This window comes from Mesorhizobium sp. P2_C4 (assembly GCF_056404575.1).
This window is the reverse complement of sequence record NZ_JBFUDT010000002.1, coordinates 491,708-503,771: the sequence shown is the minus strand read 5'-3', so window position 1 is coordinate 503,771 and position 12,064 is coordinate 491,708. Positions and strand designations below refer to the sequence as shown.

15 protein-coding genes are annotated in these 12,064 nt (G+C 62.8%); 6 read left to right on the top strand and 9 right to left on the bottom strand.

Features of this window, described 5'->3' with window-relative positions:
* Positions 1-126 precede the first annotated feature (126 nt).
* Genes AC1DX6_RS08820 through AC1DX6_RS08805 form a run of 4 tightly spaced genes read left to right on the top strand, consistent with a single transcriptional unit; the run spans position 127 to position 2,199 of the window.
* Positions 127-627, top strand: a complete 501-nt coding sequence (locus AC1DX6_RS08820; RefSeq protein WP_477312352.1) for a phage tail protein — start codon at positions 127-129, stop codon at positions 625-627.
* Positions 628-639: 12 nt separating this feature from the next.
* Entirely contained in the window at positions 640-1,143 is a 504-nt protein-coding gene (locus AC1DX6_RS08815) for a phage tail protein (protein WP_477312351.1), read from the top strand.
* Positions 1,144-1,154: 11 nt separating this feature from the next.
* Positions 1,155-1,673: a phage tail protein gene (locus tag AC1DX6_RS08810; protein ID WP_477312350.1), complete on the top strand. Its 519-nt coding sequence runs from the start codon at positions 1,155-1,157 to the stop codon at positions 1,671-1,673.
* A 7-nt stretch (positions 1,674-1,680) separates the two neighbouring features.
* Entirely contained in the window at positions 1,681-2,199 is a 519-nt protein-coding gene (locus AC1DX6_RS08805; RefSeq protein ID WP_477312349.1) for an N-acetyltransferase family protein, read from the top strand.
* Between the two features lie 3 nt (positions 2,200-2,202).
* Here the strand turns inward: AC1DX6_RS08805 and AC1DX6_RS08800 are convergent, their stop codons facing one another.
* Together AC1DX6_RS08800 and AC1DX6_RS08795 are read right to left on the bottom strand one after the other, a co-directional pair.
* Complete coding sequence (locus AC1DX6_RS08800; protein WP_477312348.1) at positions 2,203-2,781, bottom strand: 2OG-Fe(II) oxygenase; 579 nt, start codon at positions 2,779-2,781, stop codon at positions 2,203-2,205.
* 74 nt (positions 2,782-2,855) lie between these two features.
* The gene (locus AC1DX6_RS08795; RefSeq protein ID WP_477312347.1) at positions 2,856-3,131 is read right to left on the bottom strand and encodes a DUF6916 family protein; all 276 of its coding nucleotides are present in this window, start codon (positions 3,129-3,131) and stop codon (positions 2,856-2,858) included.
* Between the two features lie 246 nt (positions 3,132-3,377).
* Between AC1DX6_RS08795 and AC1DX6_RS08790 the strand changes: the two genes are divergently transcribed.
* Positions 3,378-4,178: a SapC family protein gene (locus AC1DX6_RS08790; protein WP_477312346.1), complete on the top strand. Its 801-nt coding sequence runs from the start codon at positions 3,378-3,380 to the stop codon at positions 4,176-4,178.
* 59 nt (positions 4,179-4,237) lie between these two features.
* Here AC1DX6_RS08790 and ftsZ read toward each other — a convergent pair whose 3' ends face one another.
* Entirely contained in the window at positions 4,238-5,239 is a 1,002-nt protein-coding gene (ftsZ, locus tag AC1DX6_RS08785) for a cell division protein FtsZ (RefSeq protein ID WP_477312345.1), read from the bottom strand.
* Between the two features lie 270 nt (positions 5,240-5,509).
* On the opposite strand from ftsZ, the gene AC1DX6_RS08780 reads away from it, so the two are divergent.
* Positions 5,510-5,749, top strand: a complete 240-nt coding sequence (locus AC1DX6_RS08780) for a BrnA antitoxin family protein (RefSeq protein WP_477312344.1) — start codon at positions 5,510-5,512, stop codon at positions 5,747-5,749.
* A 14-nt stretch (positions 5,750-5,763) separates the two neighbouring features.
* Here AC1DX6_RS08780 and AC1DX6_RS08775 read toward each other — a convergent pair whose 3' ends face one another.
* From AC1DX6_RS08775 to AC1DX6_RS08750, 6 genes are all read right to left on the bottom strand, one after another.
* Positions 5,764-6,528 (bottom strand): ABC transporter ATP-binding protein, encoded by a 765-nt coding sequence (locus AC1DX6_RS08775; protein WP_477312343.1) that lies wholly within the window; start codon positions 6,526-6,528, stop codon positions 5,764-5,766.
* An 8-nt stretch (positions 6,529-6,536) separates the two neighbouring features.
* The gene (locus AC1DX6_RS08770; RefSeq protein ID WP_477312342.1) at positions 6,537-7,535 is read right to left on the bottom strand and encodes an ABC transporter substrate-binding protein; all 999 of its coding nucleotides are present in this window, start codon (positions 7,533-7,535) and stop codon (positions 6,537-6,539) included.
* Between the two features lie 54 nt (positions 7,536-7,589).
* Complete coding sequence (locus AC1DX6_RS08765) at positions 7,590-8,438, bottom strand: ABC transporter permease (RefSeq protein ID WP_477312341.1); 849 nt, start codon at positions 8,436-8,438, stop codon at positions 7,590-7,592.
* 41 nt (positions 8,439-8,479) lie between these two features.
* On the bottom strand, positions 8,480-9,844 hold the full coding sequence (locus AC1DX6_RS08760) for an LLM class flavin-dependent oxidoreductase (RefSeq protein ID WP_477312340.1): 1,365 nt from the start codon (positions 9,842-9,844) through the stop codon (positions 8,480-8,482).
* A gap of 60 nt (positions 9,845-9,904) precedes the next feature.
* Positions 9,905-10,462 (bottom strand): FMN reductase, encoded by a 558-nt coding sequence (msuE, locus tag AC1DX6_RS08755; RefSeq protein ID WP_477312339.1) that lies wholly within the window; start codon positions 10,460-10,462, stop codon positions 9,905-9,907.
* Positions 10,463-10,611: 149 nt separating this feature from the next.
* Entirely contained in the window at positions 10,612-11,967 is a 1,356-nt protein-coding gene (locus AC1DX6_RS08750; protein WP_477312338.1) for a glutamine synthetase family protein, read from the bottom strand.
* Positions 11,968-12,064: the final 97 nt, after the last annotated feature.

Genomic DNA, 12,064 nt, shown 5'->3' with positions numbered 1-12,064 from the left:
AGTCCGCCACGCTGACGCAAATTTAAATAAAAGCAAAGTCAAAAAAATTTTTTTATTTGCACCTTGCGTGACGTTGCGTAAATTAGAAGTATCTGTTTGGTATGGATCGAAATCGAGGGAGCGACGATGTCGGAACCATTTCTTTCCGAAATCAGAATCATGTCTTTTGTGTTCGCGCCGAAGGGCTGGGCGCTTTGTAATGGGCAGTTGCTGCCCATCAACCAGAACCAGGGGTTGTTTTCGCTGCTGGGGACGACGTTCGGCGGCGATGGTCGCGTGAATTTCGCGCTGCCCAACTACCAGGGACGCGCGCCGATCCACGTCGGCGGCGGTCATACACTCGGCGAGCGTGGCGGCGAGCCGGCCCATACGCTATCGATCTCGGAATTGCCCACGCACACGCACATGATCAATGCCAATAGCAATCCCGGAGGGGTCGCCAATCCGAATGGCGCGATTCTCACCAAAGCTCCGGCCAACACCTACGGCACAGCCAGTCAGCTGGTGGCCATGGCGCCGGCTTCGGTCTCGAATACCGGTGGCAGCCAGGCGCATCTCAACATGCAGCCGTTTCTGACGTTGAGCTTCTGCATTGCCCTGCAGGGCATCTTTCCGTCGCAGAATTGAGGGAGCGCAACCATGGGACAACCCTATGTAGGCGAAGTTCGTATATTTGCCGGCAATTTCGCGCCGGCCGGCTGGATGTTCTGCAGTGGACAACTTCTGCCGATCTCAGAGAATGAGACTTTGTTTCAGTTGATCGGCACCACCTATGGTGGCGACGGGGAAAGCACGTTCGCACTGCCGGATCTGCAAGGGCGCCTTCCGATCCATCAGGGCAACGGCTTTATCCAGGCCGAAACCGGCGGCGTCGAAACGGTGACGCTGACGGTCACCCAGATCCCGGCGCATTCGCATGCGCCGTTGGGGTCCACAGCGACGGCCACGTCGCAGCTGCCGACCAGTTCGGTATTGGCCAATACGCAGGCTCAGACCTACTACAATCTTGCCGACAACGCGTCACCCATGGCTGCCAATGCCATCTCGAGCACGGGCGGCAGCCAGCCGCATGACAATTTCCAACCCTACCTTTGTGTCAATTTCATCATCTCGCTGTTCGGGATATTCCCCTCGCAGACTTAAAGAGGTCCGTCATGGCCAACCCGTTCGTCGCCGAAATCCGCATCTTTCCGTTCAATTTCGCGCCCACGGGATGGGCTTGGTGCGACGGGCAGTTGCTGCCGCTGTCTCAGAACACCGCCTTGTTCTCACTGCTCGGCACCACCTATGGCGGCAACGGCAAGAGCAATTTTGCCTTGCCTGATCTTCAGGGTCGCGCGCCGATGCACCCCGGGCAAGGGCCCGGCCTGTCGTTGCATGATCTCGGTGAGACTGGCGGTTCCGAGACCGTGACGCTGCTCGAAAGCGAGATGCCGGCCCATGCGCATACCATGCTGGGCGCCGAAGACGATGGCTCCTTCAAGACACCCCAAGGCAATTTCGTGGCGGCGGGCAACCAGATGTATCTGGGCTCAAACCCAGCCATCAATGTCCAACTGGCGCCGGAAGCGCTCGCGCCTGCCGGCGGCGGCCTGCCGCACAACAACATGCAGCCCTATCTCACCTGCTATTTCTGCATCGCGCTGCAGGGCGTATTCCCGTCACGGCCCTGATTTTTCGATGAACGACTTTCGCGTGGTGGTTTCGGCCGGCTGGGTACGGTCGGCTGGCGCCGGACTGACGTTTCGTCCGATGACGGATGCCGATCTGCCATTCCTGTCACGGGTCTATGCCTCGACCCGTGCCGAAGAACTGGCCGTGACATCCTGGACCGAGGCGCAGAAGACCGCATTTCTCGACATGCAGTTTCGGGCACAGCACACACATTACCGGCAGCATTATGCGCAAGCCGACTGGCTGGTGGTGATGTTTGGCGCCGACGACATCGGCCGCCTCTATGTCGAGCGTTGGCGGAACCAGTATGGCATCATCGACATCTCCTTCCTGCCGGCGTATCGCGGCAAGGGGTTCGGCGCGGCACTGCTCACCGATCTCATCGATGAGGCTGCCGCCATCGGCAAGGCGGTCTCAATCCATGTCGAGAAGAACAATCCGGCGCGGCGGCTCTACCAGCGCCTTGGCTTTGCTGTCGCCGAGGACAAGGGTGTCTACGACCTGATGGTTCGTTCGCCGGGCTGATCGTCACGCGCCGCGATACCAGGATACGATGGTGAAACGTTCGTTGCGGGTGACCGGGGTGACTTCGTGCGTCGTTTCCGAACGAAATGCGACGAGAGAGCCCGGCAGCGCCGGCATGGCGACGCGCAAATCCGGACCGCTATACGGACCATGCAGGACCAGCGAGCCGCCTGTGTAGCTTTCGGGCGTGGGATCGTCCGATTGGCGGTTGAGAAAGATCACCGCCGAGATTTTTCTGAATCGCGACTCGTCGTGAACGAGCGGCGTGTTGCCATCCTGGTGCGGGACGAAGAAATCGCCTTCCTGGTAGTGGAGGAACTGGGGTTTTTCAACGTGGCCGAGCGCGACGCCGAAATGCTGCTCCAGCGCTGCCTTCTGCTGCGCCAGCAGCATGTTCACCAGCGCTTCGGTCGCCGGCGAGACCTCGGCGCGCCTGGTCCTGCGAACCTCCGACCATTCCGGCTTCTGGCCCGCGCGCCCCATCAGGCCGGCCGGGCCGCCGCAGCCAGCCCTGATTTCCGCGCACAGCGCACTGCACGCTGCTTGGTCAAACACGCCTGCGATCTCGATAAAGTCGATCATGTCTCCAGCCGTCCTCAGCTGCGGAGTGCCCTGTTGGTCCGATCGTCGCTCTGATTGGCCGGATCGCCCGAAAATCAGTTGAAGACGGCCTCATAGACATAGCCGGTCGCGTCGACCGAAACCGGCACGATGAAGATGTCGTCGGTGATGGCGTCATTGGTGAAGTGGTAGGTGGCCTGGGGCAGCCCTATGTCGCGCGGCCCTTTGAACATCAGCGCGAAGCCGCCGCCGGGGCGCGGGCTGGCGACGATCTGGCGAACCGCGGTCAGTTCGAGGGAAACCGACCTGCCGCCAATCGCAATACCGAAAACCGACCCGACCGCACGTTCGAAATCCGCTACAGAAGCCATGCTGTTCGCCCTATCTGCCCGCACAAAACGGCAATGTCGCCGCTTCGCGGCAAGCTGTCCATAGCCGCCTGGCGCCTTCCGGAATTTACGCGCGCAAAACTGTCGTGCCAACCCGCACTACTTCGAATCCATGCACGCTCCTTTGCCGACGCAAGTGTCAGCGAAACAAAAAAACGATTTCGACTTTTCGGCATCATGCGTTAATTGAACCGACGCGATCGGGTGGCGGCAACAGGGAGACGGGCAATGGCTGACAGCGAGACAAAGCCGGCACCGGCAGCGGAAAACGCGACGGGCGCTGCCTTGCCGCTGTTCTACGCCAGGCCCGAGGCGCTTAACCCGCTGCGGCACGGTTCGCTCGGCCTGACCGCGCGGACCGACTTCTCCTTCGCCCGCTCCGCCAATGCCATTCCGGTGGTGGCCTCGGAAATGCCGGCGGCGATGCGCTCCTATCCGATCGTCTTCGTCGGGGCGGCCAAGGCGCCGGTGATCATCACCGGCCTGCGCCAGAACGAGAACCTGTTCGTCGATGCCAGCGGCAAATGGACGGAGCCGCACTACATCCCGGCCTATGTCCGCCGCTACCCCTTCATCCTCGCCGACGACAGCAAGACATCTGGGCGGCTGACGCTGTGTGTCGACCGCGCCAGCGAGCGTGTTGTCGACCAGCTGCTGGCGCCATTCCGCGACGAAGGCGGCAAGATGGCGCCGTTCTTCAACGGCACCGAGCCGACCGAGGCGACGAAACAGGCGCTCGCCTTCTGCAACCAGTTCCAGATCGACTTCAATGCGACCAGGGCGATGGTCGAGAAGATCGACGCGCATGGGCTGTTCGCGCCGCGCCAGAGCAAGGTGACGCTGGAAGGTGGCGAGATCCTCAACCTCACGGACTTCCAGGTGATCGACGAGCCGGCCTTCAACAAGCTGAGCGACGAGGCTTTTCTTGACCTGCGCAAATCGGGCGCACTGGCGCTGCTCTATTGCCACCTCGCGTCGAGCAACAGCTGGACGTCGCTGGTCTATCAGGCGTCGGCGCGAGCGAAGTAGCGCGCTGGCCGACATCGCAGGCGCTTTGCCAAAGTACCCGGCGCGAGGCGCCGTTCAATTCATGCGAATTTCTGATCCGCCAGCAGCGGCATCTCAACGCCGCGCCGCAATCCCGTCGCGACAACCGACACCCTGAACTTTCCCGCCAGTGCCCGGTCGAATATGGCGCCGACGATGATGTCGGCGTCGGCGTCGACCTCCTCGCGGATGCGGGTGGCGGCCTCGTCGACCTCGAACAGCGTCATGTCCATGCCGCCGGAGATCGAGACCAGCACGCCCTTGGCGCCGATCATCGAGGCTTCATCGAGAAGCGGGTTGGCGATTGCCGCTTCGGCAGCCCGCTTGGCGCGGCCTTCGCCAGTGGCTTCGCCGGTGCCCATCATGGCGCGGCCCATGTCGCGCATCACGGACTTTACGTCGGCAAAGTCGAGATTGATCAGGCCTTCCTTGACGATGAGGTCGGTGATGCAGCCGACACCCGAATAGAGGACGCGGTCCGCCATGACGAAAGCGTCGGCGAATGTGGTCTTGGCATCGACGATCCTGAACAGGTTCTGGTTGGGGATGACGATCACCGTATCGGCGCATTCGCGAAGCCGCTCGATGCCCTCTTCGGCCGATTGCATCCGGCGTTTGCCTTCGAAGGTAAACGGCTTGGTGACGACGGCCACGGTCAGAATTCCCGCTGCCCGCGCGGCCTGCGCGATGACAGGCGCGGCACCGGTTCCGGTTCCGCCACCCATGCCGGCGGTGACGAAACACATATGCGTTCCCGCCAGATGGTCCATGATCTCGTCGATCGATTCCACGGCTGCGGCGCGGCCGACTTCGGGCAGGGACCCGGCGCCCAGACCTTCGGTGATGTGAGCGCCCAACTGGATCAGCCGCGATGCCTTCGACATGGTCAGCGCCTGGGCATCGGTGTTGGCGACGATGAATTCCGCGCCCTGCAGGCCCTCGGCGATCATGTTGTTGATGGCGTTGCCGCCACCGCCGCCGACGCCGACGACCGTTATCTTCGGCCTCATCTCGGAGATTTCCGGCCTGGTCGCGGTGTTCATTGCCGTTTCTCCCTGGGAAAGCGTGGTCGACATGATCGTTGCCGGCACCCGCACGAAAACTTGGTCGTGAGGGATGCCAGAATCAGGCTCGTGGCCATGCCACAGGGAATCAGAACGCGGAGTCTGCGGCAAGGTGCAATGCACGTTGCCGATGTCACACGGAAGGTGAATTCGGGGTTTTGCCGGTGAAATGAACGACAATCTCGCGCCACATGGATTATTGTGGCGCCTTCGTGCACCATCAAAACCGTCTTCACCCAGGGTCAATTCATGGCAAATCCACCGCGCCGACCGACAAATCCAATGGAGGCTGCCGAAGCCGCCTTCAAACCCATCAAGAAACCGGCGGCGCCGGTTCGTGAAGCATCAGCCGCGCCCAATGTCAGAGAACTTGTTTCAATCAGGATCGACCGTGCCGTGCTGGATTATTTTCAGGAGGATGGGCCCGGCTGGCAGGATCGCATCAACGACGCGCTACGGAAGGCTATAGCCGGCAAGCCGATCGTCTGACCGACTGACCTCGGTCAGTGCAGGCCGAACTCGCGCAGCAGTTCTTCGCGATAGCGCACGAACCGGCTTTCGCTGCGGTCACGCGGGCGGGGCAAGTCGACATCGATCAACCGTGCCGCGCCGCCTTTCTCCTTGGGCAGGATCAGCACCCGGTCGGCAAGATAGATCGCCTCTTCCAGATCATGAGTGACCATGACCATGGTGACGTTCTCCTCGCTCCAGATGCGGGCCAGTTCCTCCTGCATGCCGATCTTGGTCATGGCGTCTAGCGCGCCGAGCGGTTCGTCGAGCAGCAAGATTTCCGGCTGCACGGTCAGTGCCCGGGCGATGCCGACGCGCTGCGCCATGCCGCCCGAAAGCTGGCTCGGCCAAGCATCGGCGAATTCGGCGAGGCCGACAAGCGCGATGTAGAAGCGGGCTCTTTCCTCGGCGTCGGCCTTGGCCACGCCGCGCACTTCGAGGCCGAAGGCGACATTGCCGAGCACCGTCAGCCAAGGCAGTAGGCGCGGTTCCTGGAAGATCACCGCGCGCTCGGCGCCGACGCCGTGAACCGGTCTGCCGTCGATGGCGACGCCGCCGCTGTCGGCTGCCTCCAGCCCGGCCAGGATGCGCAACAGCGTGGTCTTGCCGGAGCCGCTGGCGCCGACAATGACCAGGCATTCACCGGAGCGGACGTCGAGGTTGAGCGTCCTCAGTACGGCAAGCTGACGCCCGCCCAGCGTGAAGGATTTGGAGAGGTCGCGGATCGAGACCTCTCCGCCGCGGTTGGTGCCAGTCATTTCAGCGCTCAGTTCGTCTTGGTTTCGCCGGGCCGGTACAGGATGTCGGCGGCCTTCAGCTTGCCCTTGGCCAGGCGACCGTCGCGCTCCAGCACGGCGACCCAGAAATCGATGTCGCGGTCGTCCGCCTTCGCCCCTTCGCGCAGGCCAAAGCCGGTCCAGTATTTGGCGAGATCGCCATTTTCGCCGCGCTTGTTGAGAATGTCGGCGAGCACCTTGCGAGCTTCGTCCGGGTTCTGCCGCGACCAGTCGGCGGCGCGGGCCGACTGCTCGACGAAGTTGCGCGCGGCGTCCGGGTTGGCGGCAATGAAGTCGCGCCGCAGCACGACGAAGCCGCCGGCGAGTTCACCCAGCACGTCGGTGTCGTTGAACACGCCGCGCACGCCGCCATTGGCGACCAGCGCGCCGGCGAAGGTCGCCTGCCAGTAGCCCAGCCCGGCGATATCGACCTGGCGCGAGCGCAAAGTTTGTTCGAGCTGCGGCCCGGGCACGACGACAAGGTTGGCGGCATCCGGCGGCAGGCCGACGCTGTGCAGCGCCTCGCGCACCGTATAGTCGAGATGGGCGCCAAGCGTGTTGACCGAGATGGTCTTGCCGGCGATGTCGGCGATCGATTTGATCGGGCTGTCTTCCAGCACGTAGAAGACGCTTTTGACTTGGCTGTTGATGCCGTTGCTCGGATAGGCGGCGACGAAGTCGTTGCCGCCGGAGATCGAATTGATCACCGCGGCGGTGGCGGCCGAACCGAGGTCGACGCTGCCGGAGGAAAGCGCAAACAGCGATTCCGGGCCGCCGGCGGCATAGCCGACATTCTCCAGCTCGATGCCAAGGTCTTTGAAATAGCCGAGCTCGTAGGCCAGCTCATGCGGGGAGATGCTGCCCCGGCTGGCGAGGTAACGGAACTTGACGGCTGCGGCTTGCGCAAAGGCGAAGCGGGGCAGGCCGGCAGCGATGATGCCGGCGGCAATCGGTGCACCGGCAAGCAGGGAACGACGAGTGATTTTCATGGTCCGATCTTTCCTAAGTCGAGAGGAGGGGCAGGCCGAGATTGAGAGGGTTGGTCAGTTGACGGGATTGCTCCAGCGGCACAGCCGCCGCTGCAGGACAACCAGCGCCTGGTTGGCGATCAGGCCGAGGCCGGCGAGGATGACGATCGCCGCGAACATCAGCGGGATCTGGAAATTGTATTGCGCGTTCATCACCTGGAAGCCGATGCCCTTGTTGGCGCCGATCATTTCAGACGCGATCAGCAGCAAGAGCGCCGTGGTGGCACTCAGCCTCAATCCAACGAAGATCGAGGGAATGGCACCGGGCAGCACGACGCGGCGGAACACGGTGAGCCGCGTCGCGCCATAGACGCGCGCCATTTCCAGCAGCTTTGGATCGACTTCCTTGACGCCGCTGGTGGTGTTGAGCAGCAGCGGAAACAAAGTCGCCCAGAAGATGACGAAGATCTTGGAGGTTTCGCCCAGCCCCAGCAACAGGATGAACACCGGGTAGAGCGCCAGCGCCGAAGTCTGCCGGAACAGCTGCAGGATCGGGTCGAGCGCGGTTTCGACGGCGCGCACCTGGCCCATGAACAGGCCGAGCGGAATGGCGACCGCAACGGCAGCGGCGAAGGCAATGCCGGCGCGCTGCAGGCTGATGGCGATGTCGCCGAGCAAGATGCCGCCGGCGAGTCCTTTCCACAGGGCGGCAACGATCATGTCGACCGGCGGCAGCACCGCCGCATTGACCCACCCGACGCTGCTCGCGACCTGCCAGAGCGCCAGGAACCCTAGAAGAACGCCGTAGCGCGACAGGAAACGGACGGCCGCCCGGCCGCTGGGTCGCAGGAAGTCAGTGTCTACGCCGGTTCCGCTGCGGCGTGCGCCGATCGTGATCGGCCGTTCGATGTGCTGCAAAGTCATCGTCTTGCCCTTTCTTGGAAGATTGTTGGCGCGCCGGAGGATTATTCGGCAGCCAGCACGGTCGAGCGTGCTGATGTCCACGGGTTTTCCGGCCGCCTGAGGCCAAGGTTCTCGCGCAGCGTCCTGCCTTCGTAGGCGGTGCGAAACAGGCCGCGGCGCTGCAGCTCGGGGATGACGAGGTCGACGAAGTCGTCGAGCGCACCCGGAAGCCAGGGCGGCAGGATGTTGAAGCCGTCGGCCGCCTCGCTGGTGAACCATTCCTCCAGCAGGTCGGCCACCTCCGTGGCGCTGCCGACGATGGTGTAGTGGCCGCGCGCCGTCGCTACCCACTGGTAGAGCTGGCGGATGGTGAAGTTGTTCTCGTCGGCGATCTGGCGGATCAGCGCCTGGCGGCTTTTCATGCCTTCGGTTTCCTTGCTCGGCGGCAGCGGGCCATCGAGCGGATAGCCCCTGATGTCGAGTGTCTGGCCGGCCAAGCCGTTGAGCAAAGCAACGCCGTCCTCCGGCAGGATCAGGTCGTTAAGCTGCTGGTATTTCTCTCGCGCTTCTTCAGTGGTGCGGCCAACGAAGGGCGCCACGCCGGGCATGATCAGCACCTGGTCGGGATCACGGCCGACAGCGGCCACGCGCGCTTTGATGTCGCGGTAGAATTCCTGCGCCGTCTCAAGCTTCTGATGGGCGGTGAAGATGACCTCGGCCGAGTGCGCGGCGAGCCCGCGTCCATCCTCGGACTGTCCGGCCTGCACCACCACCGGATGCCCTTGCACCGGACGCGGCACGTTGAGTGGACCTTTGACGCTGAAATGCTCGCCCTTGTGGTCGACGTCGTGCAGCTTGTCCTTGTCGTAGAAGCGACCAGACTGCTTGTCGCGGATAAAGGCGTCGTCCTCCCAGCTGTCCCACAGCGCCTTGACCGTGTCGACATGCTCATGTGCCCTTGCATAGCGCTCGGCATGGTTGGGCTGGACATCGCGGTTGAAGTTCTGGGCGGTCTCATCACCGGCCGAGGTCACGACATTCCAGCCGGCGCGGCCGTTGGACAACAGATCGAGCGAGGCGAATTTGCGCGCAAGCGTGTAGGGCTCCTCATAGGTGGTGGATGCCGTGGCGATGAAGCCCAGATGCGTGGTCAGCGGCGCCAATGCCGCAAACAATGTGACCGGCTCGAAGCCGGCGATCTTGGCGTTGCCGCCCTCGCGAGCGCCAAGACCGACCGTCAGATTGTCGGCGAGGAAATAGGCATCGAACAGCCCGCGCTCGGCGGTCAGCGCAAGCTGCTTGTGGAACTCGAAATTGGTTGCGCCGTCGGCCGGCGCGTCGGGATGGCGCCATGCCGCGATATGCTGTCCGCCACCGGGCAGGAAGGCGCCAAGCTTGATCTGTCGGGACTTGCTGGGTCTGGTCATTGCGCTTTCCTTCTGGACGGTGCGGGAAGGGGATACTGGATTGTTGGCCGGTGACGCGGTTCAGGCGGCAACGCTGACACTGGCGGGCACCCCGACGATCCGGCTTGCCTCGGCGACCGCTTGCCGGGCGCGGGCCTGGATGGCCTCGGACACCAGCACACCATTGGCGAAGTCCTTGTCGGAGGCATAGATCGCGGTCGGCAAGGTCAGCGCCTCGAAGAAGCCGAACAAAGGTCGCAGCTGGTGTTCGACAATCAGCGAATGACGCTCGCCGCCGCCGGTCGCTGCGAGGATGATCGGCTTTCCCCTCAGGGATGACGGGTCGAGCAAGTCGAAGAAATGTTTGAAAAGTCCGGTATAGCTGCCTTTGAAGGTCGGCGAGCCGACGACCAGTATATCGGCGCCCAGCAATTGCTCGACGATGTTGCGGGCCGATGGATCGAGATCGGCAAGTCGCCTTGCCTGCGGGAAGGAAGGACCGAGATCCTCGATGTCGAAGACGGTCGAGGCTGCGCCGGTGTTTTGCGCCACTTCGCCGACGATGTGGCTGACGAATGCCTTGGTCTTCGACGGACGGGTCAGGTTGCCCGACACCCCCACCACCAGCTTTTTCGACATTTTGGGCTCCTCGCAAAGCGATCCATGTGCATTAAGACTACCGATTTTGTAGAATTAAATGAGCGAGAAGATTTCAAACCCAACCCGGCAAGCGGATTGAGTTTGCGGCAGGTCGCCGTTGATTGGATTATTCGTTGCGAAGGGGCGGCCTAGACGCTTTCGAGATAGGTCTCGAGCTCGAAGTCGCTGACATTGAGCGCGAACGTATTCAGCTCCTGGCGTTTGCAGGCGATGAAGGAGTCACGCAGGATGGCCGGGAAAATCTCCGCCACATGCTGCCCGCTTTCGAAGCTGGCGATTGCCGAGGCCCAGTCCGGCGGCAGCTTGGCCGGCGGCAGTCCCTGACCGTCATTGCCGGCGGGATCGCCCGGCGACAGCTGCCTTTCGATGCCGATCAGCGCCGCACCCAGGATCGCCGCCAGCACCAGATATGGATTGGCGTCGGCTCCCGAAACGCGATGCTCGATGCGGCGTGCGCTGGTCGGCCCACCGGGAATGCGGATTGCGACCATGCGGTTCTCATAGCCCCAGGCCACAGCGGTCGGTGCATAGGAGCGCGGCCGCAGCCGGCGGTAGGAGTTGAAGTGCGGCGCAAACACCAGCGTGCTCTCGGCCATGGCCGCAAGCAGGCCACCGACCGCATGGCGCATTGTTTCCGAACCCTGATCGCTGCCGTCGTCGAAGACGTTGCGACCTTCGGTATCGGTGAGGCTGAAATGGACATGAAAGCCGTTGCCGGCGCGGTCGCCATAGGGCTTGGCCATGAAGCAGGCGGCAAAGCCGTGCTTGCGGGCGATGCCCTTGACGGTGCGCTTGAACAGCACGGCATCGTCGGCGGCGCGCAAGGCATCGGCGACATGGTTCAGATTGATCTCGAACTGGCCGACACCGTTCTCGGCAATCGCGGTGTCGACGGGAATGCCTTGCGTGCGGCAGGCGTCGTAGACGTCGTGGATAAAAGCTTCGAAGTCGTCGATCTCGTCGATCGAAAGGGCGGCGTCGGAATCGAGCCGGCGCCCGGTGACCGGTGATACCGGTCCGACCGGCCGCTGCGATTGCGGGTCGACGAGATAGAATTCAAGTTCCGTGGCGGCGACCGGCGTCAGGCCAAGGGCTGCGTAGCGATCGAGGATGCGGGCCAGCGCCCGCCGTGGGTCGCCCAGGAACGGCGCGCCGGTTTCGTCGGCAAGCCAGAGCGGGACCAGGGCTGTCGGGTGTGCTGTCCAGCTGACAGGCAGGATGCCGCGTCCCGTCCATTGGCAAAGGCCATCGGCGTCGCCGGTCGAGAAAACCAGCGCATTGCCTTCGATGTCCTCGCCCCAGACGTCGAGCCCGATCAGCGAAAAAGGCATGCGCAGCTTGCCTTCCAGCGCCTTGCGGGCCTGTTCGACCGGGATGCGCTTGCCGCGCATGATGCCGTTCAAGTCGCACACCGCAGCCCTCAGGCTGTGGATGTCGTCCCTGCTTTCAAGCCAGTTCAAAACGTCCGCAATTGCATCGCTCAATTTCCGACCCCTGGTTTTTGAAGGTCGTAACCTCTTGGGTTACGATATCCCTGATAAAAATAGCTTCGTGAGTTTTCGAAAACCACTCTGGCTGTCG

Excerpts from the sequence above, each read along its gene's own strand:
- AC1DX6_RS08820 (WP_477312352.1), top strand. The coding sequence starts at position 127 with ATGTCGGAACCATTTCTTTCCGAAATCAGAATCATGTCTTTTGTGTTC.
- AC1DX6_RS08815 (WP_477312351.1), top strand. The coding sequence starts at position 640 with ATGGGACAACCCTATGTAGGCGAAGTTCGTATATTTGCCGGCAATTTC.
- AC1DX6_RS08810 (WP_477312350.1), top strand. The coding sequence starts at position 1,155 with ATGGCCAACCCGTTCGTCGCCGAAATCCGCATCTTTCCGTTCAATTTC.
- AC1DX6_RS08805 (WP_477312349.1), top strand. The coding sequence starts at position 1,681 with ATGAACGACTTTCGCGTGGTGGTTTCGGCCGGCTGGGTACGGTCGGCT.
- AC1DX6_RS08800 (WP_477312348.1), bottom strand. The coding sequence starts at position 2,781 with ATGATCGACTTTATCGAGATCGCAGGCGTGTTTGACCAAGCAGCGTGC.
- AC1DX6_RS08795 (WP_477312347.1), bottom strand. The coding sequence starts at position 3,131 with ATGGCTTCTGTAGCGGATTTCGAACGTGCGGTCGGGTCGGTTTTCGGT.
- AC1DX6_RS08790 (WP_477312346.1), top strand. The coding sequence starts at position 3,378 with ATGGCTGACAGCGAGACAAAGCCGGCACCGGCAGCGGAAAACGCGACG.
- ftsZ (WP_477312345.1), bottom strand. The coding sequence starts at position 5,239 with ATGAACACCGCGACCAGGCCGGAAATCTCCGAGATGAGGCCGAAGATA.
- AC1DX6_RS08780 (WP_477312344.1), top strand. The coding sequence starts at position 5,510 with ATGGCAAATCCACCGCGCCGACCGACAAATCCAATGGAGGCTGCCGAA.
- AC1DX6_RS08775 (WP_477312343.1), bottom strand. The coding sequence starts at position 6,528 with ATGACTGGCACCAACCGCGGCGGAGAGGTCTCGATCCGCGACCTCTCC.
- AC1DX6_RS08770 (WP_477312342.1), bottom strand. The coding sequence starts at position 7,535 with ATGAAAATCACTCGTCGTTCCCTGCTTGCCGGTGCACCGATTGCCGCC.
- AC1DX6_RS08765 (WP_477312341.1), bottom strand. The coding sequence starts at position 8,438 with ATGACTTTGCAGCACATCGAACGGCCGATCACGATCGGCGCACGCCGC.
- AC1DX6_RS08760 (WP_477312340.1), bottom strand. The coding sequence starts at position 9,844 with ATGACCAGACCCAGCAAGTCCCGACAGATCAAGCTTGGCGCCTTCCTG.
- msuE (WP_477312339.1), bottom strand. The coding sequence starts at position 10,462 with ATGTCGAAAAAGCTGGTGGTGGGGGTGTCGGGCAACCTGACCCGTCCG.